Raw genomic sequence first — 23,662 nt, 5'->3', positions numbered from 1 at the left:
CCTTCAAGGTATGGAGACATCGGGTTTCCACTGACCCGCGCATTCTTCGAACAGGAGATTCCATGCACCTCGAATTGCGTCACTTGCGCTATTTCTGCGCGGTCGCGCGCGAACTGAACTTCAGCCGCGCGGCCGAGCAGTTGCACATTGCACAGCCGCCCTTGAGCCGACAGATCCGCACGCTCGAAGAGGAACTTGGTGCGGAGCTGCTGGACCGCAGTTCGCGGCCGCTGCGTCTCACGCCGGCCGGTCGATTCTTCCAGATCCAGGCGCAGCAGATGCTCGATCGCATGGCGGAGGTGCAAGCCGCAACGGTACGCATCGCCGGCGGCCGGCGCACCTGGTACGCGATCGGCTTCGCGCCCTCCACGTTGTATGGCAAGTTGCCGGACGTGATCCGGCAATTCCGCGCAGCCCAGCCGACGGTCGAGTTGAACCTCTACGAGATGACGACGGTGCAGCAGGTGGAGGGCCTCAAGGCGGGCCGCATCGACGTGGGCTTCGGGCGGCTGAACTTCGACGACGATGACGTTGTTGGCGAACTGGTCCGCGAGGAGCCCGTGATGGTGGCCTTGCCCGTGAACCACCGCCTGGTCAAGCACAAGAAGATCAGCCTGGCCAAACTGGCGACGGAGCCGCTCCTGCTGTACCCCGCAAAACCACGGCCGAGCTATGCCGACCAGGTGCTGGAAATGTTCCAGTCGCGTGGATTGAAGCCCATGATCGCGCTGGAGGCCAACGAGGTGCAGACCGCCATCGGGCTCGTGGTTGCCGGCCTCGGCTATGCGCTGGTGCCGCAGTCGGTGCAGAACCTGCACCGGGAAGGCGTTCTCTACCTGCCTTTGAGCGACGAAGGCGTGACGACGCCCGTGATCATGAATCGCCGCCGGAACGATGAATCCGAGCTGACGACCTATCTGGCCGAGATGGTTCGGTCTTTGCCGAGCTCTGTACGCAGCATGGGCAGGCGGGCGGAATAGGGCGGCGGATCAAGGTCCGATCAAGGCTTGTTCTTGACTGGCCGACGGCGCGCGACCAGTTCGAGGAAGCCGGTCGCTGCATCATGCTCGCGCAGCAACTCCCAATCCGATGCCTGCACAAGCAGCAGTTCGGCCGTGGTCCTGACCACATTGCCGTACACGACGTGCCCGCCCCTGACATCTCCTTCCGAAGACGCGATGCTCATGTGCAGATGCGCGCCCTGTGGGGTCACGGTGCCGGTCAGGGTGAGGATCTCGAATGGGCCTTCGTAACACGCTTCGTCGCTCTCCCCGGCCAGCCGAAGTCTTGGATCGATGAGACTGCCGATGCCGCAAAGCACGAAGGCGCCATTCTGGAATTGATCACGGCAAAGCGTCTCCAGCGCGCGCCTGAGATCGCAGCCGGGCGGAAGGCGAACGGGCAGTGGGTGCATTCGCGAAGCGTACGGCGGGCTACGCACTGGAAACGACATGCACGCCCGCGGCCACCCAAAGCGCGGCGAGAACGCCGTTGCTGGCGGCAAACGCGGCCAGCCGATGCGGAACCCGGTTGTAGGTCAGGTGAATCAGGCTGTGAACAATGCGCAGTGCGACGTACGCCCATGCCAGCACGAGGGCCTGAAGCGTCACGCCGGAAGTGACGTACAACAGCAGGCACACGACATAGAACAGCATCGGCGCTTCGAGCAGGTTCATGTAGTTCCGATTGGGAATGCTCACCCGTGTCGGCACGGACGCCGATTCCCCGAACCTGAAGTCCAGGAAGGTGACTTCGCGCCGATGGCCCGCGCGAAATCGCGCGACGGGAATCAGCAACAGCACGAGGCCGGTCCAGGCCGCCAGCGCGAGAACCGGGTAGAGGATTTCAGCGGCACGCATCGACATCCGCGAATTGTCGGCCGCGAAACGCTCATTGGGGCATTGGCCGGTCGCCGCCAGCGGGCAGCACGATCGTGGAGCGGCCGTCGGGCGAGGTCACGGTGTCATCGTTGCCCTGGGGCGGCGGCGCGTTGTCCGGCATCACCACGGTCGAGCGGCCATCGGGCGAGATAACGTCGACGTTGGGGGCCAGGCCGCCGCGGGCCCGGTCCAGGGCCCTTCCTGCGTCGCGCACGCAGGCATCGCGCTCCGGACGCGGCAGGTTGGCGTTGTTGCAGTAGGCGATCGCGCGGTCATAGCGCTGCTGGGCGGTGGCTGGATCGGCTGTCTGCTGGGCGAGTGCCGCCGCGCTGGCTCCCCATGCGGCGCAGAAGATCGCGGCGCGCAGGCGACTTCGGGTCATGGTGCTGCTCCTCGATGGGATGACGAAGCATCATGCTGCCACGTTTGCGATCAGCCGCCAGCGGGGAAGTCGGCGCCGAGCGTGGTCGACTCCCACCGATCGAAGTCGCCGCGCATGAAATCGAGCTTCTTGCGTGCCAGTTCCAGCGCCGTCTTGCCCAGCAGCAGCCGCAAGGGCGGGGTATCGGAGAGCGCGGCGTCGATGATGGCCTGGGCCGCGCGAACCGGATCGCCCGCCTGGTTGCCGCTGCGCGCCTCGGTTTGCTTGCGGCGCTCGCCAGCGGTCGCGTCGTACGCGTCGATGCGCGTGGCGGACTGCTTGATGGAAGGGCCGGCCCAGTTCGTGCGAAACGGACCCGGCTCGACGATCAGCACATCGATCCCCAATGGCTTGACTTCGGTCGCCAGCGATTCGGAAATGCCTTCGACCGCGTATTTGGTGCCGTGGTAGTAGCCGGTTGCGGCAAAGCTCGAGAGGCCGCCAATCGACGACACGTTGACGATGAGCCCGCTCTTCTGCGCGCGCATGGTCGGAAGGACCGCCTTGGTCATGTCGATCAGGCCGAAGACATTGGTCTCGAACATCGCGCGAACCTCCGCGTCTTCGCCTTCCTCGATGGCTGCGAGATAGCCGTAGCCCGCGTTGTTGACCAATGCGTCGATGCGGCCGAAGCGCTGCTTCGCCTGCGCGACGACGTCGGCGATCTGTTCAGGTCGGGTCACGTCGAGCGGGAGCACGAGGGCCCTGTCGCCATGGCCTTCGGCGATGTCCTTGACCTGTTCGGGCTTGCGCGCCGTCACGACGGCACGCCATCCACGCGCCAGCACCAGCTTGGCCAGTTCACGGCCGAAGCCGGTGGAGCAGCCGGTGATCAGCCAGACAGGTTCGGATCGATTCATCATGAGGAGGCTCCTTTGAACGTTGGTGAAGCAATGATCAGGAGAAAGCCCGTTGTCAGGGCGCGAACCCAGCAGTCTAGCCATGCGATCGGCAGGCCAGCGTAGGACCTCGCCGATGGCAGTCCATCGCACTCAGCCGTTGCGAAAGAGGAAGCTGTAGGCGTTGAGGGCCGGCACGCCGCCAAGATGCGCATAGAGAATCTTCGAGCCCGCGGGAAATTCGCCGAGCCTCACCTTCTCGATCATCCCGTGCATCGACTTGCCCTCGTACACCGGGTCGGTGAGCATGGCCTCCATGCGGGCGCTCAGACGGATCGCTTCGAGCGTTCCTTCGTTGGGCAGGCCGTACTCCGGCCCACCGAAGCGCGTGTCGAGCACCACGTCCTTCTCCGTGATCTCGCGGCCGAGACCGACCAACTCGGCCGTGTGCCTCGAGATGCGCAAGATCTGGTCGAAGGTCTGCTGCGGCTTGGCCGATGCGTCGATGCCGATCACGCGATCGGCGCGCCCGTCGGCCGCAAAGCCCACCACCATGCCGGCTTGCGTGCTCCCGGTGACGGAACAGGTGACGATGTAGTCGAACTTGAAGCCGAGCTCCGTTTCCTGCTGTCGCACTTCTTCCGCGAAGCCCACGAAGCCGAGCCCGCCCTTCGGATGCTCGGAGCAGCCCGCGGGAATCGGAAACGGCTTGCCGCCGGCCTGGCGCACGCTGTCCATCGCGTCTTCCCAACTCTTGCGGATGCCGATGTCGAACCCGGCGGCATCGAGCCGCACGTCCGCGCCCATGATGCGCGACATCTCGATGTTGCCCACGCGGTCGTACACCGCATCTGAATAGTTGACCCAGTTCTCCTGCACCAGCACGCATTTCATGCCGAGGTGGGCCGCCACCGCCGCGACCTGCCGCGTCTGGTTCGACTGGATGCCGCCGATGGACACGAGCGTGTCGTATCCGCCTTCGATGGCCTCGGGGATCAGGTACTCGAGCTTGCGCGTCTTGTTGCCCCCGAAGGCCAGGCCGCTGTTGCAGTCCTCGCGCTTGGCATAGAGCTCGACCTTGCCGCCCAGATGCGCGCTGAGCCGCCGCAACGGCTGGATAGGCGTAGGCCCGAAGGTGAGCGGATAGCGCGGAAATTGGTGCAGGTTCATTGCGAATTCCTTGTTCAAGAGATGAAGTGAATCGTAGAAAGAATCGCCTGAACGAGGGTTGCAAAATCATGGCGATTCACGACACTAAGAATCGCTGATCGAACAAACGACCGAGATTCATGCTGCGAAAGGCGCCATGAGCACAACAAAGTTGCAAGACAAGAATGGACTGGACCGAACCGATCGCGCCATTCTTCGGGCGCTGCAACGCGATGCTTCGGTGTCGAACGTGGCGCTCGCTGCCAAGGTCAACCTGAGCGCGCCGGCCTGCCTGCGGCGTGTCGAGCGACTCAAGTCGCTGGGGCTGATCAAGAAGGTGGTGGCGCTGCTCGATCCGGCGGCGCTGGACTTCGGCACGCTGGTGATGATCGGCGTGGTGCTCGACCGCTCCACGCCAGAGTCGTTCGCCAGTTTCGAAAAGGCCGTGCAGAAAGTGTCGGGTTGCCTGGAGTGTCACGTGGTCACCGGTGAGTTCGACTACTTCATGCTCGTGCGCACGCGCGACAACGACAGCTACAACCGCTTGCACGCCGAGCAACTGCTGTACCTGCCCGGTGTGCGGCAGATACGGACCTTCATGGTGCTCAAGCAGGTGATGTCGACGACGCAGTTGCCGCTGCAGGCATGAGGCAGTTGCGGGGGCGTCGTCTTATGCCGACAGGTTCACGCGCCGAATGATGGTTGACGGTGCCCGTATGGACCCGCGCAAATGCCCGCGAGACAGCGGCGCGATGACAACGCGTGCCGCCAAGCAATGAGGCTGTAGGCAGCCTCCCACGCGCAAAACTCCCCTGGGCTGCGGGAGCACAAGTCCGCCGCGGAACAGCATGGAGCCGCTACTGATTCAAAGTGCCCAAGCGCAGCAATTCAGCCTCAGGAGACCAAGCCATGGACAGGATGACCCCGCAGACCTTGACCGCGCTCGCCATCGTCGCGGCGGTCGTGTTGATTGCACTGGCTGCCTATTTGATCCGCCGCAGCAAGCAGTCGCATCGATTGCGGGCGCGCTTCGGCCCGGAATACGAACGTGCCGTCGAGGCACACGACAGCCGGGCCAAGGCCGAAGCCGAGTTGCTGCGCCGTGAGGATCGCGTCGGACGCCTGACCATCGTTCCGCTGACTCCCGCAGACGCCGCGCGCTTCAGCGCGGCCTGGACGGCCTTGCAGGCCGATTTCGTCGATAACCCGCGAGGTGTGGTCGACCAGGCCGATGCGCTCGTGCGCGAGCTGCTGGCCAAGCGCGGCTATCCGCTCGCCGATTTCGAGCACCGGGCAGCGGACGTTTCGGTGGATCACCCTTCCGTCGTGAGCAACTACCGCGCAGCGCAACAGATCCGCCGGCGCAATCTCCAGGGCGAGGTCGAGACCGAAGAACTGCGCAAGGCAGTGGTCCACTACCGCGCGCTGTTCGATGAGTTGCTGGAAGTGCGTGAGCAACGGCCGGGCGCACGGCCTGTGCAGTCAATCCGGCCTGCGCGGCCGATGGAGGTTCGATCATGATTTTCGATTCAAGACGCCGTCAGACAAGGGAAGCCGAAGCGGAGGCAGTGACGCTCGCCGAGGCACCCGATGTAGCGGGATCCGTCGCCCCAGACGATGTGATGACGACGACGCCTGTTGGCGTGAGCCGTCTCGCCGAGCGGGGTGCCTACCGGGAAGACGACCAGCCCACCGAGCGGATCGCGGACGCATGGGCCGACGAGCCGGTGGCTGAAGGTGTTGTCGAGCCCGCCACTGACGGCGCTGTCGAGAGGACCCGCATGAGGATCGATGACCGAGCCGAGGTCAAGCCGGACGACGGCGACGACCTCGAACCGCTGCTCTCGACCGAGGTCGCCGAGGATTTCCGCCGCGGCTGGGACGCCGTCCAGATCGGCTTCGTCGACGACCCGCGGCAGGCGGTGCGAAACGCCGACGAACTGGTGAACCAGGTCCTGCGAAGCTTGAGCGAGACCTTTGAAGAGGAGCGCAGCCGCGTCGAGGCGCAGGTTGCAAAAGCGGACCCGATCTCCACCGAGGATCTGCGCGTGGCCATGCGACGCTACCGCTCGTTCTTCCAGCGGCTGCTGTCGGTCTAGCGCCCTAAGTCAACACCGCGAGCAAGCTGACTACGCCAATCCCCACCGCGGCCAACGCATCGCCGGCGATCAACCCTCCGCCAAACAGCGAAGCGCTGCTCATGTCCTCCGGCACGTCGGGCCGCGCGGGCGCGCGCGCCGTCCACAGGCTGCCGGCGACGCCGCCCGCACCGAGCCACAGCGATGTCGGCAGGTTGACGAAGCCGCCGAAGGAAAGCGCATAGGGCGAAGGCAACACGATGGCGTCGAGCACGAAGCTGCACGGTCGCAGCCATTTGCGCAATACCTCCACGACCAGGCCAACCGCGATGCCCACGCCTATGGCGGTGCGCTGGAACGGCAGGTCATTGGTCAGGCTTCGCAGCACGCCGACGAACTTGTACGTCATGGCAGAACTCCACTCGGCCGGTTGCTGGTCGGCCTTCAGCACCGTCTGGTCCTGCAACAGCACCGGATAAGCCGCCATGAACAGTCGCGCGAAGACCACCGCCAGCGTGGCGCCCACGATGATGCCCAGCACCTGGTAGCGGAACTGCATGACGCGCGGGGTGCCGAGCCGCCAGCCGGTGGAGCGGTCCTGCTGCATGTCGCAGGCCACGCTGGTCGCCACCAGCAGCACCGCGCCGGCCATCAGGCCCACGCCGGGGTCGCGCAAGCCCAGCGCGGCAAGGATGACGATCGTCACGACGAAGGCGGAGGAGATCGGATTGGAGTCGCTGACGCCCACCGAGATGCCGTTGACCAGCGCAAAGAGAAAGACCAGTGCCACTGCCACGACGAGAAAGAAGAGCGGCTGTCCCAACAGCCAATGGCCGCAGGCCACCGTGGCGCCGGCCCAGAAAAGCACCCACCGGATGAGGCGCGTGCTGTTGATGCGCCGCCAATCGTCGTTGACCGGCGGCTCCGCATCGCGTGCAGCCTGAAGTCGCGCGCGCGGAAGGGCTCGCGCGAAGATCAGCGCCATGTCCACCAGCGCAGCGCCCATGATCGTGCCCAAGGCAATGAGGAACATGATCTTGCGCGGCGGGTCGCCCGGCTGCAACCAGCCGATCGAGACGAAGTACGGCTGCAGTACGACACCGATCAGACCCCCGATGACCGCGGGGATGCCGATGCGCGCGCCGATCACGAGCCCCGCGCCGAAGGTGGATGCGGACAGGCCGATGGCGCCCAGCAGCGGCACGCGGGCCGAAGCCAGGCCCGTCATCAATCCGACAGTGATGCCGCCTCCGAGTTGCCGCACCGAGCGCCGCAAGAGCGCGGGGTCGGTCAGCGCCCGCAGAATGTTGGCGACCGCCAGCCCGGAAGGAAAGGCCAGGCGCATCCTGTCCACCAACACCGGCGTGTAGAGCATGCCCACGCCGACGCCGAACATGCCGACGCAGGCGAGATACAGCACCATCTGCCAGGCCGGCGGCTGCGCCAGGCCCATCCACGCCATGGCCTGAAGCAGCACGCCCATACCGCTCATGCTGGCCACCGAGGCGGCGGCGGTCTGGATGTAGTTGGCGCCGTGGCGCCCCGGCGCGCCGTAGCCCGCGGTGACGGCGGAGCCGAGCAGGCCCGCCAGCACTTGCCCGCCCACAAAGAAGCCGAGCGAGAAGTTCATGTAGGCCGCGGTCACGCCGGCCAGCGGCCCCAGAATGAACATGCCCGTCCCGGCCAGGAGCAGGTGGTATCGCCAGCTGCCCTCGACGGGTAACCAGCGCCAGCGGGGGCCTTGGTGTGGGTGCATGGACGCGAATGATCTCGCACTCTTGTCCGCGTCGTCGGAGACTCTGCCTTGCCCTCGCTTCAGGCGGCCTTCAAGAGGCCGAGTTGGGTCAGCGCCTTCACGCCGTCGTCCAGACCGATCTCCTCGACGATCTTTCCGTCCTTCAGGCGCAGTACCGTCGTTCCGGTGAAGTGCATCTTCCGACCCGTGGCCGCCGGCAGTCCGCCGACCAGGAAGTCGTCGAACGCGGGACCCGTGTGCGTACCGCCGCCTTCCCACCGTCCGACCACGTAGTCACCTTCCGCGATCAGGTCCGCAGCGCCCCAGAAATTGAGATCGGGAAACGCCTTGCGGAAGTCCGTCATGAAGGCCTTGATGGCCTCCCGGCCACGACGCGGCTCGTGCAGCGAGTACTGCAAGAGCATGTCGGGCGCAGCGATTTCATCGACGATGCCGAGATCGCAGGTCTTGCCCCAGAAACTGGTGAACCAGCGGCCGACGATGGCCTTGTTGTCTTGCTCGATAGACATGAGAGTGCTCCTTCTTGAGAGTGGGTGATGAAGGGAGCGTAGTGAACATGTCCGCGAAGAACGATCCGTTTCTTGCGCTTGAACTCACACGGTCAACGCGATATCGATCGCAAGGACCGGAGTGACCCAATCCCCTTGCGTTCCTAAGCTGTGATCACTGCAACACCAACTTCACCTGCCCAAGCCTGGTAGCGAGGAACGACCATGAAGATGATCCTGAGTGACCTGACATCGCCCTTGGGTGCGATGCTGCTTGCCGCCGACGAACGCGGTCATGTCCGTGCGCTGGAATTCGCGGACCGACGTTCGCGCATGCATCGCAACCTGCGCGAGCAGTACGGCACGTATGAACTGATCGAAGGACCGGCACCGAAAGCCGTGGCCGAAGCACTGCAGCAGTACTTCGCCGGGCAACTGGACGCGCTCGGCAACATCGAAGTGGCGACGGCCGGTACCGAGCAGCAAGAAGGCGCATGGGCAGCGCTGCGCCGCATTCCCGCAGGGCAGACGACGACCTATGGGTCAGTCGGCAAGGCGATGGGCATCGATGACTGGCGTGCGGCTGTTGACGCGGGTTCGGCGGTGGGCGCGAATCCGATAGCCATCATCGTGCCATGTCACCGCGTTCTTGGCGCGGGCGGCGACCTCAAGGGCTATGCATGGGGACTGCACCGCAAACGGTGGCTGCTGGAGCACGAGAAAGGCATCGAGACTCGCCCTGCACCTACAGCCGGAACGACTTCGCCATCTCCACCACGGCCTGCTTGTCGAAGGCATTGACCTCGTCGATCAGTTCGTTCGTGAACAGACGATTCGGATCGCCCAGTTCTTCGCCCAGCTTCGGGTTCTTGCTGCTTTCGGCGGCCATCTCGATGTTGGCCTTCCACTCGGCCGGCGTCGACGCGCCCATGCGCTGGTCCGGATCGTCGGGGCGGCGCATCCAGCTGTTCTTGCGGTCCTTCAGGATGAACGACAGCTCCTTGCGTGCTTCTTCCTCGCTGCGGCCCTTCGGTCGGCTCTCGGGGTACACGGCCCAGTGCAGGTCGATGGCGGCGTCGAGGTTGCTGTTCGCGAAGATGGTGGACTTGGCGATGCCGCGAAACAGCGCCACCAGGTTCTTGTGCTCGTCCTTGAGCAGTTTGCGCGGCACGCAGATCCAGCCGGAACCCACCTGCGCAAACTTCGGCGTCAGCGGCACGTAGCGCAGCGGCGTGCCCACCAGTTCGATGCGGGCCGCGGCCGTGTCGAAGGCCACCATGGCATCGACACGGTCGTTGTCGATCGCCGCGCCGGCCGGCGCGCCGTCGCCGATGGCGATGTATTCGCACTTGTCGTCCTTCAGGCCGAGTTCGGCGAGCATGGTCCGGGTGATCACGATCCCGGTGTCGCCCTGGCTGCGCACGCCGATGCGCTTGCCCGCCAGGTCCGCCGCCGTCTTGATCGGGCTGCCCGGCTTCACCACGATCACGTTGGCATTGCGGGGCAGCCACTTGTACACGCTCACGAGGTCCAGCGTCGGGTCCTTGGCCATCGCCGGCAGCAGGATGCCGGGCACGGCTGGCCCGAAATCCACATGTCCGGCGCGCAGGCTTTGCAGCGCCTGCGTCATGCTCGACATGTTCACGTACTCCACATCCACGCCGCCGGGCTTGTAGAAGTCGAGCTTCGGGTACTGCCCCGCGGTCACGAAGCACTGCTGCGGGTCGTTGACCGCGGCAGTGTTCGCCACCTTCATCACGCGCAGGTTCTGTGCCATGGCAGGCAGGCCGCCGCCCATGAGGCCCAGGGCGCCGATGCCCAATCCGAAATCACGTCGTGTCAACATGGTCCGCTCCTTGCCGGCATCACGCCGGCGACGTTCGAGAAAAATCTAGACATTCACCGTGCGCTGCGAGGCGTCGGCGGGCATCCAGTGCAGCACCCGTCGTTGAATGCGGCGCAGCAACACCGTCAGCGCGATGCCGATCACCGAGAGAACGACGCACACTGCGAAGCTGCCGCCGGTGTCGGCCTGCGCTTCCATCTGCAGGATCAGCACGCCGAGGCCCGCCTGCGCGCCGACGAATTCGCCCACCACCGCGCCCACGACGCTGAAGGCCGCGGCCATGTTGAGACCCGCGAAGACGTAGGGCAGGGCGCTCGGGAACTTGGCCTTGCGGAAGATCTGCCAGGGCGTGGCGGACAGCGAGCGCAGCAGGTCGATGCGGTCCGGGTCCACCGCCTTGAAGCCCGCGATGCTGGTGACCAGCACCGGGAAGAAGGTCAGCAGGCAGATGATCATCACCTTGGAGCCGATGCCGAAGCCGAGCCACACCACGATGATCGGCGCCACCGCCACCTTGGGCACGCTCTGCAGCGCCGCCACGTAGGGTTCCAGCAGTGCCTCCACCTTGGGCATCTGCGACACCACGATGCCGATCGCCAGGCCGACGCCGCTGCCGATCAGGAAGCCCAGCAGGATCTCCGCGAGCGTGACGCCGCCGTGGTACCAGAAGCCGTCCTTGGCCAACGGGCCCGTGGCAAGGCCACGCCAGAGTGCGACCGCGATGTCGCTGACCGGCGGGACCAGGTGCTGGGGCACCTTGAACAGCCGCACCGCCGCCTCCCACGCGCCGAGCAAGGTGACCAGCAGCAGGATGGATTGCACGCGGGTGGACGCCAGCGGGTTGGCACGGCGCGGGCGCGGCGGCTTGGCGGGCCTGACGCCGGTGGAATCGGAATTCAACGTGGCAGTGGTCATGGCAGCACCCTTTCAATCGAACGAAGCGGCATGCGAGAAGCGCTCGCGAATCGAAGCGGCCGCCGATGCGAAGACCGGATGCGACATCGCTTCCATCGTCCGTGGTCGTGGCAGGTCGATGGGCAGCACGCGTTCCAGCGTGCCGGGGCGAGGCGACATCACGAACACCTGGTCGCCCAGGAACACGGCCTCGGGGATCGAGTGCGTGATCAGCACCACGGTCTTTCCGCTTTCCATCCAGATGCGCTGCAGTTCGAGGTTCATGCGCTCGCGCGTCATCGCGTCCAGCGCGCCAAAGGGCTCGTCCATCAGCAGGATCTTGGGGTCGTGCAGCAGGGCGCGCGCGATGGAGGCGCGCTGTTGCATGCCGCCGCTCAACTGGCGCGGCAGCTTGTGCTCGAAGCCCTCGAGGCGGACCATGTGCAGCAATTGCATGGCGCGTTCGCGTGCCACTTTCCTGTCCAGGCCGAGCACTTCGGCCGGCAGCATCACGTTCTCGATGATGGTGCGCCACGGCAGCAGGATGGAGCTCTGGAACACCACGCCCACATCGCGCCGCGTGCCGCGAACGGGTTGGCCGTCGAGCAGCACGCTGCCGACTTCATAGTCGAGCAGTCCGGCCAGGATGCGCAGCAGCGTGCTCTTGCCGCAGCCGCTGGGGCCGACGATGGTGACGAAGCTTCCCTGGCGGATCGTGCAGTCGATCTCCTTGAGCGCAAGCACGCCGTCGTTGCCGCCGCCGAATGTCTTGGAGAGTCCTGCGATGCGGATGTAGTCGGGTCTGCCATTCGTCGTGTTCATGCCTTGACTCCCGCGGGGCTCAGGAAACGAACCATGTGATGGGCGAGCACTTCCGGCGCCTGCATGGCCGTCACGTGGCCGATGGATGGCAGCAGGACGGCATCGGCACCGCGGATGCGCCCCGCCATGGCCAGCGTCACGCTGGGCGGCACCACGCGATCCAGCTCGCCGGCCAGCACGAGGGTGGGTGCCACGATGTCCGCAACGCCGTGGTCCAGCGTCGTAGCCACCGTGGCTGACCGCCGCGCAGCGCGAGCCGACACCGGCCGGGCATTCGTGAAGACGCGACGCAGTTCCGGACGCTGCGCAAGAAAGGCTTCGGGGAAGAACCATGTCGCTAGCTCTTCCGCCGTGCCGGGCAGGCCCTGCCGCAACTCGGCCAGTCGGTGTGCGTCCGGGCACAGCTCTTCATACGGACGCGGCAGCGGCCAGGTGCTCGCGAGCACGAGGTGATCGATCGACTTCGGATACAGCAGCGCCAGGGCCTGCGCCACGCGTCCGCCGAAGGACGAGCCGAACACATGCGCGCGCTTGAACCCCATCGCCCTGATGAACTGGTGCGCGTCGTTCGCCAGGTCCGCCAGCGTCGACGCGCGCTCGGGTGCCTGCGTGTCGCCGCAATCGCGCTGGTCGTACGTGAGCACGGTGAAGTGCTTCGCGAGATGTGGCACCAGCGCGGCGAACATCTGGCGCGAGGCCTCCGCGCCGTGCATCAGCACCAGCGCCGGGCCCCGGCCTTCGCGCTCGAAGGCGACACGCACTTCGCCGGCCTGGATGAAGTCGGTCATGTCGCGTTCCCTTCTTCCTGGCCCATCCAGAAGGTCATCTCGATCTTCAGCCCGCGTGGATCGTGGAGGAACAACTGATGGATACCCCATCCTGGAATCGGCGCCTCGGCAAACGGCACGCCCATCGCACCGAGGTGCTCGCGCATCTCCTTCAGGCCGTGCGAGCGGAACGAGATGTGGTCCAGGGGGCCGGTCACCGGCTGCGTTGCCGCGTCGGGCTCCGACAGATGCGCATACAAGTGCACGATCGGCTGGCCGTCCGCGTACAGCCATGCGCCGGGTGCAGGGATCTCAGGCCGGGCGCCGACTTGCAGGCGCATCACGCGCGTGTAGAAATCGACCAGCGGCGGCAACTCGTCCGGCGTGCACCGGATCGTGTAGTGGTGGAGTGCGGTGACGGGCATGGCATCAGTCCAGTAGTCGGGCGAGCGCGGCCGACAGCTCGGCGGCCGGATCCGATGGCGTCCATGGCATGCGGAACGCCACATGCCCGTCAGGCCGCACGAGCACCGCACCGCGCAGGCCGAGCAGCAGGCCGTCCTTCTCGTGCGAGTCGTCCAACTGGTGGGCCTGCACCGTGCGTCCGTTCTTGCCGGACACAGCACGCGCCGCCTCCATCCAGCCATCCGCCTTCGGCCCCGCCACCAGCACGAAGTCCTTGTCGAACCAGTCGAGCGTGGTGTGGCGCCGCGCCAGGTCCAGCCACAAGTGCGGAAAGCGCATGCCCGGCCGGTCGCTCGGCTCGTACCAGCGCGCGCGCATCACATGCTTGCCCGTGCCGTCTGGAATGACAGCACCATCCTCGTAGCAAAAGCCCAGCGACTGTCCGATGCTGTGGATGTGGTTGTCGCTGTCGCGGATCCAGAAGTCGATGCGGTCCGGGTTGCCGGAGCGCAGGGCCTCGTCGCACTGGATGAAGCGCGTCGCGTTGTGCAGGCTGAAGTCGGCGTTCGATTCCGCCACGGGGCGGCGTTCGCTCTCGTAGCTGTCCAGCAGGCGCGCGCTGGCGCGACCTGTGATGACGAAGGCCAGCTTCCATGCGAGGTTGTGCGCGTCCTGGATGCCGGAGTTCATGCCGTAGCCGCCGTTCGGCGGAAAGCGATGCGCCGAGTCGCCCACGAGCAAAACGCGCCCCTTGCGAAAGCTCGCGGCCACCTGGCGGCTCATGCGCCACACCGAGCGATTGATCACCTTCACATCGAGGTTGGGAACGCCCGAGATAGTGCGGGCGAGTTGCACCACTTCGTCATCGTTGCGTTCGCCGATGCGTTCGTCCACCTCGCGTCCCACCGGCAGGAGGTTCAGCCATCGGTCCTTGCCGTTGGTGTTGAGCACGGTCGTGATCGGGTAGGGCGAATCCTTGGCATACACGCGCCAGCCGGCGCAGGTGGCCGCGTCGCGCACGTGGGAGAGGTCGGCCTGCCAGAATTCGTTGGCCATCACGGCCAGCGTGGCGGGTCCGCGCATCTCGATGTCGGCCTGGCGGCGCACAGCGCTCGTGGCGCCGTCCGCGGCAATCAGGTACTGGGCGTGCCAGGTCATGGTCTCGCCGGTGTCGAGCTTGCGGCCGGTCACCGCAATGCCGCTGCCGCCCTCGTCGTAGTGCAGGTACTCGTGGCCGAACAGGAAGCGGCCGACTTCGCTCTTGCGTGCATGGTCCAGCAGCTCCGTCTCCACCGTGTCCTGCGACTGGATGATCTTCCAGCACGGCGAGTGGCCCACGTTGGGCTCCGGGGTGGTGCGGCCCCATTCGTGGCCCGTCATCGACTCGCAGAAGGAGAAGAAGTCGGCGCCGTCCGGCAGCGCATGGCGCTTCATCAGGCCGTCGATGCCCCACTGGCGAAAAATCTCCATCGTCCGCGTGTAGGTGCCCCGCGCCTTGGGGTGGGTCGTGGTCGTCGGGCTGCGTTCGAGCAGCACGAAGTCGATGCCGAAGCGCTGCAGCAGGATCCCCATCGAAAGGCCCACCGGGCCGCCGCCGACGATCACGACAGGTACTTTGCTTTGCATGGTCAAGCCTCCAGAGGATGGGTAAGGGATGCGCCCGCGAAGCGGTACGACAGGCCGATTGCGCGCGGCACCCAGCGCGCCGCGGCGAGGGCCAGCAGGCGGATGCCGAGGACCTCCTGCGGCAGCCAGTGCGCCCGCGTGCCGAAGACGTTGAAGGTGGCGTAGCAGAGGTTCCCGTGGAGCAGCGGCACGTTGATCACGCTGCGCAGGCCGTAGGGACGCATCTGGTCGAAGTCGTCGAAATGGCTTGCCAGCGTCTCCTCGCCCTCGCCGACGAAAACGCGGCCCTGTATGAAGAGGCACTCGGTCCACGGCGTGAGCGTCTTGCGCTTGGCGCCGTTCACCGGATAGTGCTCCGACACCGATGAATAGAAGCGGCGCAGCCGGATCTCGTCGACGGGGTCGCGTTCGGTCGTCACGTTCTGCTGGATGCTGAACACGCTGTCGCCGGCGATGAGGGTTCGGCAGCGGTCGACTTCGCGCATGGCGGCGTCGGCATTGCGCGCTGCTTCGAGCCCGTCGAGGAGCTTGGCCGTGAAGACCGTGGAGATCGATTCGGTGGCTGTCGTCGCGGAGGGCATGGAGAAAGTCTAGGCGCCTCAAATCACCGAAATGCATTAAATTCTGATTGACTGATAACCATGGAGTTATGGCTTGCCGACCGCCCGCGACCCCGCCGCCGACCTGCAGCACGCGCTGCTCTCTCGCCTGAAGCTGCGGCAGTTGTCGCTGCTTCAGGCCATCGACCGCCATCGCACGCTTGGCCGAGTGGCCGCCGAGATGCGGTTGAGCCAGCCGGCCATTACCAAGGCCTTGCGCGAAGCGGAAGACATCTTCGGCAGCCGACTCTTCGAACGCACGAGCCGCGGCCTGGTGCCCACGTCTTCAGGTGACGCGGTGCTGCACTACGCGCGGCGTTGGCTTGCGGAACTGGAAGCCACCACGCGTGTCCTCACCTCGCTCGAAGCTGGCCGCAGCGGGCGCCTGCGCCTGGGGCTGACGCAACAGGTGCCCCAACAGCTGCTGTCCGCAGCGCTCACCCATTTGCTGGATCGAAGCCCGCGCATGGCGGTGATGACGCGCGAAGGCACGACCGACGAACTCGTCGCCGGACTCATCGCGCGCGAACTCGATTGCGCCATCGGACGCTCTTATGACGGCGATGCGACAGGCCTCGTGCAGGAGGCGATCTACGAGCAGGCGCCTTGCCTGGTGGTGGCCGCCAAGAGCTTGAAGCGTTTGTCCCGCGGGCCGCTGGACTGGGCGCGATTGGCGCAACTCGACTGGATCCTGCCGCCGCCGAACACGCCCATGCGCAGGACCTACAACGCCATCTTCGTGGGCGCCGGCGTGCAACCCCCGGTCCCGATGCTGGAGACGACGTCGATCCGCAGCATGGAGACGGTGCTGCGGACGGAGCCGAACGCGATCTCCATCCTGGCCCGCGACGTCGTGGCCGAGATGGAGCAGGCAGGAAACTGCGCGGCGCTACCCCATCGCTTGAGCTGGAACTTGCCGCCGGTGAGTTTCTTCACGCTCAAGGAATTGGATGAGCACCCGATGGTGCAGTCCCTCAGGACGGTGGTGAGGGATGTCGCGCGGGGCATGCAGCGCAGGGCTGGATAACGCGTTGGCGCGATTCAGCGGTGGCGTTCGCCACCTATGAGCACTTGGGCGCGCAGACCAGATGGTTCTTGCCGAGGAAGCGGCGCGACGTCATCGAAGTGCGAATGACGAACTTGCCGCACTTGAAGCAAGACATCATGGATTCGGCGCGGGGCGTGGTGATGATCGAGCCTGGCGCCTTCTTGACATAGCGCAGGCCATCCTGGGTGAGTTGGGTATCGGTCATGGGGGCAGCATTTTACCCGGATTAATTCCAATCACCGATCCCTACGGGTATGTCCCAGCCTCAGATCCGCTTGCGCCGCGGCACCACGTTGAGTTGCAGAGTGGCCTTCGCAGGTGCGTCGTCGAGCATCACCTGGAGCGGCGCGATGTCGATGAGTTGGTCCGCGTGCCACACCTTGATCGACGCGGCGCCCTCGGGGACGTCGAGCGCGGCGATGCCGTCCGGGCCCGTCAGCGCCGCCCAGGGCGAGTCGCTCACGTAGACATGCCCGCGCATCGAGCTGTGCAGGTGACAGCCGAGCAGCACGGCGCCGGCCTTGTCGAAGGTGGCATCAGCGACCTTGCCGGGCTTGCCCTCTGGCTTGCCGGCGATCATCAGCTCGAAGCCGCCCCCCGGACCCACATCGAACTGCGCGACGCCGGCGGCGGAAGCGCGCACATGGTGCTCCCACGGGTCGTTGTTGACGAAGTGCGCCTTGGCACCGGGGGCGACCAGGCTCACGGCCGGCACGAAGCGCATCCTTTCCTGGCTGATCGTCACTTCCTTGGGCAGCGGCCGGGACGGTGCGGCCTTCGAAGCGGTGACCACGACGACCACCGCATCGACGACGGGTTGTCCGTCCTTGTCGAGGACGCTGACCTGCAGAGGCGTCGCCGCACAGAGCGCGCAAAGAAGGGCGCCGGCCAACGCGACGACTGAACTGCGCACGCCCGGCATGCGCAAGGATGAAGGGTTGCGCATGTGATCAGAGCTGGCTCGTCTTGATGACGTGCCAGACGTTGTCGTAGTTGTCGCCGTAGACGTCGCCGGGCTCCTGGTCCTCGGGCCAGGTGTAGAGCGGTTGACCCTTGAAGGCCCACTGCTTGCCACCATCGTCACGGGTGATCATCGACAGGCTGCCGCTCGGCTTGGCGCCTTCGGGGGCAATGACCGGCGGCCACGTCACGGCACAGTTGCCGTAGCAGACCGAGCGGCCGCTGTTCGGTGCGTCCTTGTCGAAGGTGTAGAGAGTGAACCCCTTGTCATTGACAAGCATGCCGTTGAGAAGCTTCACGGAGGAGACTTCCTTGACGGCGGTCGGCGCAAGCGTCGCGCAACCGGTGAGCAAGGTCAGGACGAAGGCGAGACTGGCAGCTGCAATACGCACGAAGTGGCTCCTTTGTGATCGCGAGGGGGAGTTCGCCACGTATTAAACATTTGGATACAGTCTTGTCGCTGCGTAATTTGTCACGACCGGAATGCTTTCGTCGAGCGGCCGGCGCGCGACGCGTATCGCCAGGCGTCCGCTCGTCGCTCAGTCGTCCCGCCCTGCGGCCGGCACGCGCGTCGCGAGCGGCGCACTCCGGTACTCGGGCCGCAGGTGGCAGCCCTTGCCGAATGCGGGCTCCGTCTGCGTGCACAGCTGCGCCACCTTTTGTGGCGTCGGGCGCTCGCCGAGCTCGACCCAGTCGAGCAGCGCTCGCATCAACGCGGGATATTCGGCATCGCTCAGATAGCTGTGCTCGGCCTCGTCGGCGAAGGTCTGCACCAGCCATTGCGAGGCGCCCGCGTTGTCGACGATCTCGCGGTAGGCGCTTTCGAGTTCGACGAACGCGGTCGGGTCGTGGATCGCATGCAGCGTCAACACCGGCAGCCGCAGCCGGCCGCTCGGACGGCTGTCGGCCGCCAAGGCGCCGACGGCCTGCGGATCGGCCTTGTAGCGCAGCACGCCGGCATTGAGCGCCGCATCGTCGCTCGAACCGCTGTAGACGACGTGCGCATTGCCGAAGGGATTGCGGTTGCCCAGGCGCTTCTGCGTCAGGTCCTGAAACAGCCAGGTGGCCCAGTTGAGGTGAGAGACCAGCGTGCGCTCCGGAATGCGCACCACCGACAGGATGGTCTTCAGATGCGCCTGCTGCTCGGGCGTGCGCTGCGCGGCCGGCAGGCCGACCCCGGTGCATTCCTTGACGCGCGCGACCAGCTCGGCGCGCGTGAGTTTCGAATCGAGCGGCAGGCCTTGCCACAGTGGGTACTGCGGCTCGTCGGGCCGCGGATGGTTGTGGCAGACGTACTGGTAGACCACGCGCAGGTCGAGCCGGAAGTCATAGGCGTTGCCGCCGCCGCCGAGCACGCCGCTGGTCAGCAGCACGCCGTCATAGGCGGGCCGCTCGCCGGGAACTGGGCCGTAGAGTTCCGCCGCCTTGGACGCGACGCCGCCGCCATAGCTCTGGCCGTGCAGGATGGTTCGCTCGGGCTGGCCGAAACGCCGCACGAACAGGCGGCGCAAGCGTTCCGTGTCCTCGGCCGCCATGGTCACACCGTAGCCGCCGCGCCGGTAGGTCGAACCGGCCCATGCGTAGCCGGCCTTCACCATGACGGACCAGCGCTTCAGATCCTCGGCGCCGCGCTTGAGCGTCGGCGCGTCGACCTCGGGGCCACCATGCGCATGCATGACCAGCACGTGGTTCCATTGCGCGGGAATCGCGATCCAGTAGAACGCGCCTTCGCGGTCGCGGCCGTTGTAGCAGTGCGCGTCGGCCGGGACGGTGGCGGGGCAGGTGGCAGTCTGCGGCTGCGTGGCGGGCTGCGCCGGAACGCCCGCGGCGAAAGCCAGCGACAGGGCGCAGCCGAGGCGCGCGATGAAATGGGCGGTGTTCACTCTCTGCCTCAGCTTGCCACGTGCGCGGTCTTTGCGTTGATAAGCGCTTCGGGCTCCTGCGCCTCGATCCAGTTTTCGTTGTTCAGCCCCGCCCGCAGGCGCTCCTCGTCCAGTTCGTTCGTCCATTTGGCCACCACGATCGTGGCCACCCCGTTCCCGATCAGGTTCGTCAGCGCCCGCGCCTCCGACATGAACCGGTCGATCCCCAGGATCAGCGCCAGCCCCGCCACCGGCACGTGCCCCACCGCCGAGAGCGTCGCCGCCAGCACGATGAAGCCGCTGCCCGTCACCCCCGCCGCCCCCTTGGAGGTCAGCACCAGCACCGCCAGCAGCGTGATCTCCTGCATGAGGGTCATCGGCGTGTTGGTGGCCTGCGCGATGAACACCGCCGCCATCGTCAAATAGATCGACGTGCCGTCCAGATTGAACGAGTAGCCCGTGGGGATCACCAGCCCCACGCAGGTCTTCCTCGCCCCCAGGTTCTCCATCTTCTCCATCATGCGCGGCAGCACCGATTCCGAGGAGGAGGTGCCCAGCACGATCAGCAGTTCCTCCTTGATGTACTTGATGAACTTCCAGATGCTGAACCCATGGAAGCGCGCCACCAGCCCCAGGATCACGAAGATGAACAACAGGCAGGTCAGGTAGAAGGTTCCCATGAGCTTGCCCAGCGAGAACAGCGAGCCGATGCCGTACTTGCCGATGGTGAAGGCCATGGCGCCGAAGGCGCCGATGGGGGCCAGCTTCATGATGTAGTTGACGATGGTGAAGAGCACGTGCGAGCCCTTCTCGATGACGTCGAAGACCAGGGTGCCGCGCCCGCCGAAGCGGTGCAGCGCAAAGCCGAAGAGCACCGCGATCAGCAACACCTGCAGGATCTCGCCCTTGGCGAAAGCGTCAACCAGGGTGTTGGGGATGATGTTCATGAGGAAGTCGACGGTGCCCTGCATCTTGCCCGGGCCGGTGTAGGCAGCGATGGAGTGGGTGTCGATGCTGGTGGGGTCGACGTTCATGCCGGCGCCTGGCTTCAGGAGGTTGACCATCACGAGCCCCACGATCAGGGCGATCGTGCTCATGACTTCGAAGTACAACAGGGCCAACCCACCGGTCTTGCCGACCTTCTTCATGTCCTCCATGCCGGCGATACCGACCACGACGGTGCAGAAGATGATGGGCGCGATCATCATCTTGATGATCTTGATGAAGGCGTCGCCGAGCGGCTTCATGGACTCGCCCACCGAGGGATGGAAGTGCCCCAGCAGCACGCCGATGATCACCGCGGTGATCACCTGGGCGTAGAGGGAGCGGTAGAGCGGCAGTTTGCGCGCGGGCGCTGAAAGGGACGTGGTCAATTGCGGACTCCGAGTTGAAGGACGGCGCCGGTGCCGCTGGCGGGAACGAAACCCAGCATGCCGGCGTTGTAGATGAAGTTGCCCGCGCTTGTGCCGGTGCTCTGCACCACGCCGAGCACGGGGCTGTCGTAGGCCAGCGTGCCGCTCGCGCCGCCGAGATTGAAGCTGCTGACGCTGACCGTGGCCTCCGACTGGCCGCCGTCGTTGTCGACGGTGACGAAGTGGCCGTCGGCCGTGCCCGGGCTCAGCGTCGTCTGCGGCGCATAGAGGCGCATGCCGTAGCTGGTGGCCGATTCGCGCACCAGCACGATCGGCACCGTGACCGCGCCGACCTGGCCGAAGATGGCCGAACCGCTCGGCGTGCCGCCGGTGGTCGTCGCGCCGCCGGTCGGCGAGGTGGCCAGCATGTCGAAGGCGTTGCGCGCGCTGTTGTAGCTGAGGTAGCCCTTGGTGGTCGATGCGCAGTTGGCGTCGTAGGTGATGAAGCCGCCGCTGATCGGGTCCTGGCAGGACTGGAAGGTGCCCGCATTGCGCACGCGCGACGAGGCCGTGTAGGCGCTGGCGGCGCCGGCGCTGCCGTACTGCACGCCCACTACGTTGAAGATGTTCGCCACCGGATTGAACACGGCCGGCGTCGACGCGTTCTGGAAGGTGTTCTGGAACGCGATCAGCGGCACGAAGCTCGCACCCGACGGCGCGGCGACGCCGCCCTGCACGGCGCCGCCCGCGCCGAAGGTGAAGCTGGCGCCGTTCTCGCCGCTCGCATAGTTGCAGTTGCCGTGGGACACCAGCGTGCCGCTGCGCTGCGTGCCGGCCGCGCGCTGCAGGCTCGCGTCGATGGTGACGGTGTAGTGCAGCGTGCCCGGGTCGACCGCCAGGCTGAGCTCCTCGCCGAACAGGTCGCCGCCCTTGTAGGTCGTCGCGCTCGCCGGCAGGTTCGGGCAGGCGAGCGGGTCGCCGACTTCCTGCACGCAGCTGTAGTTGACCGCCGCATCCATGCTGCCGCTGCCCTTGAACTTGGGCCAGGCAGGAAACTGGCACAGCGGCCGGGTGCGGCCGTAGGTGCCGGCCACGCTGTCGGAGACCACGCCGGTCGCGGGCGCGAGACCGTGCTCGACCCAGTTCTCCAGCGCCGCGAGCGAGTCCCAGGCCGGGATGAAGACGCCCGTCCCATGGCCCATGCCCGGCACGGTGTAGAAGCGGATGCCCTTGTCGACCGCGGCCTGGCCCATCGTCGCGATGAGGCGGTTGTAGTAGTCGATGGTCGAGTTGTTGCTGATCACCTCGTCGGCCAGACCCTGCATCATGATCAGCCGCCCGCCGTGCGCGAGGAAGGGCGTGAGGTCGGGATTGGTCGCATCGGTGATGGCCGAGACCGCGGCCACGCGCGCGGTGTAGGCGCCCGGGTCCAGGGGATCGAGCGTGAGCGTGTCGAAGGCCGCGTTGCGCGTCACGAAGTACTTGGCCCATTGGTCGCCGGTGACGTACATGTTGGCATCGGACGTGCTGGCCGGATTGCCCGGCACCGCGCGCGTGCCGAGGTCGCGCGAGGTGAAGGGCCCCGCCACCAGCGCGCCTTCGAGCAGGTTGTAGCCGCCGGCGCGCGTCACGCCGTTGGCCAGCGTGTAGTTCGTGAACACCAGCGGCGACTCGATCGCGCGGATGGTGGCGAGCTGCGGATCCGACAGGCAGGTGTCGCCGTTGTCGGTGCCCCCCGCGCAGCGCAGCGAGGCGAGGATCTGCGTGTTGAGCTGGCGGCAACTCTCGACATTGCTGACGATGCCGTCGGCCGCGCCGTCGAGCTTGTCGCAGGCGGCCAGCACCGTCTTCTGCACCAGCAGCGTCTTGGCGAGGTTGACCCAGCCCAAGCCGCCGTTGGCATACAGCGCGCGGCCGACCGCGACGTTCGACAGCCGCGTGCCGGTGTAGTTGAGCGCCGGCTCGTTGGCGATCACGCCGTCGTAGTCGTTCGGCCAGCGCTGGACGTGCAGCAGCGCATCGCGTCCGCCGGTCGAGGTGCCGAGGAAGTAGGCCTTGGCCGGTGCGACGCCGTAGCGCGCCTTCACCAGCAGCATTGCCACGTCATGCGTCTTCTTGAGCGACTGGCCGCCGTAGTTGGCCAGCGCCTCGTCGTTGGCGGCGAACTTGCCGTCAGTGATGCTGCTGCTCTGGTGGCCGCTGTCGTCGCCGAAGGTGGCGTAGCCGAGCGCCAGCGGCGTCGGCTTGTCAGGCGGGCCGAATCGCACGGGCTCGGTGCCGTCGATCAGGACGCCGTCGAAGCCGCCACCGCCGAAGTGGATCACCTTGCGGTTCCATGCTTCCGGCAGATTGACCGCGAAATTGATCGCCGGTGCCTGCGGGTCTACCGGTTGGATGGTGCCGCGCACCTGGCAGTAGTCACCCGACACGTTGCCGGCATCGGCAGCCGCGATGGTGGTGGCGCCGGTGACGGTGGCGCCCTGTGTCGGCAGGCCGATCTGGCCAGCGCCGATGGCCATGCCCGCGAGCGAGGCGCAACTCGCGACCGGCACGACGGGCGTATCGGGCGGCGTCATCGGCTCGTCCGGCGCGTCCGGCTCGGAGCCGCCCGCGGGCGGCGGGGTCGTGCCGCTCGGCGGCAGCGTCGCGAAGCCGTTGCCGTTGCCACCGCCGCCACAGGCCGCGAGCACCGCGGACAGGCCGAGGATGCAGAGCAGCGCGCTGGCACGGCGCGTCGAATGAAAGGACGAAGAAAGGCGCATGGTGTGTGTCTCCGGCGCGAGGCCTCGCAGGGCCTCTTTGAAAGTAGGGCGGGCCGAAGATAGTTGGCAGGGTGACTTAGCGTCAAATAAAATAAAGAGCCACTTTCG

General features: G+C 66.2%; 26 protein-coding genes. 6 read left to right on the top strand and 20 right to left on the bottom strand.

Features of this window, described 5'->3' with window-relative positions:
* Positions 1-62: 62 nt before the first annotated feature.
* Positions 63-980, top strand: coding sequence for a LysR family transcriptional regulator (locus AC1DHL_RS04380; RefSeq protein ID WP_478160870.1), 918 nt, complete (start codon positions 63-65; stop codon positions 978-980).
* Positions 981-1,000: 20 nt separating this feature from the next.
* Here AC1DHL_RS04380 and AC1DHL_RS04375 read toward each other — a convergent pair whose 3' ends face one another.
* The 5 genes from AC1DHL_RS04375 to AC1DHL_RS04355 form a co-directional block, all read right to left on the bottom strand.
* A complete protein-coding gene (locus AC1DHL_RS04375; protein WP_478160868.1) occupies positions 1,001-1,414 on the bottom strand; it encodes a PPC domain-containing DNA-binding protein in 414 nt (137 codons plus the stop codon).
* A gap of 19 nt (positions 1,415-1,433) precedes the next feature.
* Complete coding sequence (locus AC1DHL_RS04370; RefSeq protein ID WP_478104916.1) at positions 1,434-1,865, bottom strand: MAPEG family protein; 432 nt, start codon at positions 1,863-1,865, stop codon at positions 1,434-1,436.
* A gap of 25 nt (positions 1,866-1,890) precedes the next feature.
* Entirely contained in the window at positions 1,891-2,262 is a 372-nt protein-coding gene (locus AC1DHL_RS04365) for a hypothetical protein (RefSeq protein ID WP_478160866.1), read from the bottom strand.
* Positions 2,263-2,312: 50 nt separating this feature from the next.
* A complete protein-coding gene (locus AC1DHL_RS04360; protein WP_478160865.1) occupies positions 2,313-3,164 on the bottom strand; it encodes an oxidoreductase in 852 nt (283 codons plus the stop codon).
* Positions 3,165-3,293: 129 nt separating this feature from the next.
* The gene (locus AC1DHL_RS04355; protein ID WP_478160863.1) at positions 3,294-4,310 is read right to left on the bottom strand and encodes a 1-aminocyclopropane-1-carboxylate deaminase; all 1,017 of its coding nucleotides are present in this window, start codon (positions 4,308-4,310) and stop codon (positions 3,294-3,296) included.
* 136 nt (positions 4,311-4,446) lie between these two features.
* On the opposite strand from AC1DHL_RS04355, the gene AC1DHL_RS04350 reads away from it, so the two are divergent.
* The 3 genes from AC1DHL_RS04350 to AC1DHL_RS04340 all read left to right on the top strand — a co-directional run bounded on the left by AC1DHL_RS04350 (position 4,447) and on the right by AC1DHL_RS04340 (position 6,388).
* Complete coding sequence (locus AC1DHL_RS04350; protein ID WP_478104911.1) at positions 4,447-4,938, top strand: Lrp/AsnC family transcriptional regulator; 492 nt, start codon at positions 4,447-4,449, stop codon at positions 4,936-4,938.
* A 260-nt stretch (positions 4,939-5,198) separates the two neighbouring features.
* On the top strand, positions 5,199-5,810 hold the full coding sequence (locus AC1DHL_RS04345) for a hypothetical protein (RefSeq protein WP_478160861.1): 612 nt from the start codon (positions 5,199-5,201) through the stop codon (positions 5,808-5,810).
* A complete protein-coding gene (locus AC1DHL_RS04340) occupies positions 5,807-6,388 on the top strand; it encodes a hypothetical protein (RefSeq protein ID WP_478160859.1) in 582 nt (193 codons plus the stop codon). Before AC1DHL_RS04345 ends, AC1DHL_RS04340 begins: the two co-directional genes overlap by 4 nt.
* A gap of 4 nt (positions 6,389-6,392) precedes the next feature.
* On the opposite strand, the gene AC1DHL_RS04335 is transcribed toward AC1DHL_RS04340, so the two are convergent.
* Complete coding sequence (locus AC1DHL_RS04335) at positions 6,393-8,123, bottom strand: OPT/YSL family transporter (protein WP_478160857.1); 1,731 nt, start codon at positions 8,121-8,123, stop codon at positions 6,393-6,395.
* A gap of 59 nt (positions 8,124-8,182) precedes the next feature.
* Positions 8,183-8,632, bottom strand: a complete 450-nt coding sequence (locus tag AC1DHL_RS04330) for an ester cyclase (RefSeq protein WP_478160855.1) — start codon at positions 8,630-8,632, stop codon at positions 8,183-8,185.
* Between the two features lie 204 nt (positions 8,633-8,836).
* Here AC1DHL_RS04330 and AC1DHL_RS04325 point away from each other — a divergent pair, with 204 nt between their 5' ends.
* Entirely contained in the window at positions 8,837-9,412 is a 576-nt protein-coding gene (locus tag AC1DHL_RS04325; protein ID WP_478160853.1) for a methylated-DNA--[protein]-cysteine S-methyltransferase, read from the top strand.
* Here the strand turns inward: AC1DHL_RS04325 and AC1DHL_RS04320 are convergent.
* Genes AC1DHL_RS04320 through AC1DHL_RS04290 form a run of 7 tightly spaced genes read right to left on the bottom strand, consistent with a single transcriptional unit; the run spans position 9,357 to position 15,552 of the window.
* Positions 9,357-10,457, bottom strand: a complete 1,101-nt coding sequence (locus AC1DHL_RS04320) for an ABC transporter substrate-binding protein (RefSeq protein ID WP_478160851.1) — start codon at positions 10,455-10,457, stop codon at positions 9,357-9,359. The two genes, AC1DHL_RS04325 and AC1DHL_RS04320, sit on opposite strands and share 56 nt — an antisense overlap.
* A 45-nt stretch (positions 10,458-10,502) precedes the next feature.
* Positions 10,503-11,372 (bottom strand): ABC transporter permease, encoded by an 870-nt coding sequence (locus AC1DHL_RS04315; RefSeq protein ID WP_478160849.1) that lies wholly within the window; start codon positions 11,370-11,372, stop codon positions 10,503-10,505.
* 12 nt (positions 11,373-11,384) lie between these two features.
* Positions 11,385-12,173 (bottom strand): ABC transporter ATP-binding protein, encoded by a 789-nt coding sequence (locus AC1DHL_RS04310; protein ID WP_478104903.1) that lies wholly within the window; start codon positions 12,171-12,173, stop codon positions 11,385-11,387.
* On the bottom strand, positions 12,170-12,961 hold the full coding sequence (locus AC1DHL_RS04305) for an alpha/beta fold hydrolase (protein ID WP_478160847.1): 792 nt from the start codon (positions 12,959-12,961) through the stop codon (positions 12,170-12,172). The genes AC1DHL_RS04310 and AC1DHL_RS04305 overlap by 4 nt, the downstream gene beginning before the upstream one ends.
* A complete protein-coding gene (locus AC1DHL_RS04300; protein WP_478160845.1) occupies positions 12,958-13,365 on the bottom strand; it encodes a VOC family protein in 408 nt (135 codons plus the stop codon). The genes AC1DHL_RS04305 and AC1DHL_RS04300 overlap by 4 nt, the downstream gene beginning before the upstream one ends.
* 4 nt (positions 13,366-13,369) lie before the next feature.
* Positions 13,370-14,971 carry an FAD-dependent monooxygenase gene (locus AC1DHL_RS04295; protein WP_478160843.1) on the bottom strand — a complete coding sequence of 534 codons (1,602 nt, stop codon included), beginning with the start codon at positions 14,969-14,971 and terminating at the stop codon, positions 13,370-13,372.
* Between the two features lie 2 nt (positions 14,972-14,973).
* Positions 14,974-15,552 carry a GAF domain-containing protein gene (locus AC1DHL_RS04290; protein ID WP_478104898.1) on the bottom strand — a complete coding sequence of 193 codons (579 nt, stop codon included), beginning with the start codon at positions 15,550-15,552 and terminating at the stop codon, positions 14,974-14,976.
* 73 nt (positions 15,553-15,625) lie between these two features.
* Between AC1DHL_RS04290 and AC1DHL_RS04285 the strand changes: the two genes are divergently transcribed.
* Complete coding sequence (locus AC1DHL_RS04285) at positions 15,626-16,597, top strand: LysR family transcriptional regulator (protein WP_478160841.1); 972 nt, start codon at positions 15,626-15,628, stop codon at positions 16,595-16,597.
* Positions 16,598-16,631: 34 nt separating this feature from the next.
* Here the strand turns inward: AC1DHL_RS04285 and AC1DHL_RS04280 are convergent, their stop codons facing one another.
* The 6 genes from AC1DHL_RS04280 to AC1DHL_RS04255 all read right to left on the bottom strand — a co-directional run bounded on the left by AC1DHL_RS04280 (position 16,632) and on the right by AC1DHL_RS04255 (position 23,554).
* Positions 16,632-16,823: a hypothetical protein gene (locus AC1DHL_RS04280; protein WP_478104895.1), complete on the bottom strand. Its 192-nt coding sequence runs from the start codon at positions 16,821-16,823 to the stop codon at positions 16,632-16,634.
* A 60-nt stretch (positions 16,824-16,883) separates the two neighbouring features.
* The gene (locus tag AC1DHL_RS04275) at positions 16,884-17,564 is read right to left on the bottom strand and encodes a cupredoxin domain-containing protein (protein ID WP_478104893.1); all 681 of its coding nucleotides are present in this window, start codon (positions 17,562-17,564) and stop codon (positions 16,884-16,886) included.
* A gap of 4 nt (positions 17,565-17,568) precedes the next feature.
* Entirely contained in the window at positions 17,569-17,970 is a 402-nt protein-coding gene (locus tag AC1DHL_RS04270; protein ID WP_478160839.1) for a COG4315 family predicted lipoprotein, read from the bottom strand.
* Between the two features lie 147 nt (positions 17,971-18,117).
* Positions 18,118-19,461, bottom strand: coding sequence for a hypothetical protein (locus AC1DHL_RS04265; protein WP_478160837.1), 1,344 nt, complete (start codon positions 19,459-19,461; stop codon positions 18,118-18,120).
* A gap of 8 nt (positions 19,462-19,469) precedes the next feature.
* Positions 19,470-20,813 carry a dicarboxylate/amino acid:cation symporter gene (locus AC1DHL_RS04260; RefSeq protein WP_478160835.1) on the bottom strand — a complete coding sequence of 448 codons (1,344 nt, stop codon included), beginning with the start codon at positions 20,811-20,813 and terminating at the stop codon, positions 19,470-19,472.
* On the bottom strand, positions 20,810-23,554 hold the full coding sequence (locus AC1DHL_RS04255; RefSeq protein WP_478160833.1) for a tannase/feruloyl esterase family alpha/beta hydrolase: 2,745 nt from the start codon (positions 23,552-23,554) through the stop codon (positions 20,810-20,812). The genes AC1DHL_RS04260 and AC1DHL_RS04255 overlap by 4 nt, the downstream gene beginning before the upstream one ends.
* Positions 23,555-23,662: the final 108 nt, after the last annotated feature.

It is taken from the genome of Variovorax sp. 10L426 (assembly GCF_056395305.1).
This window is presented reverse-complemented; position numbering and strand designations above follow the sequence as displayed.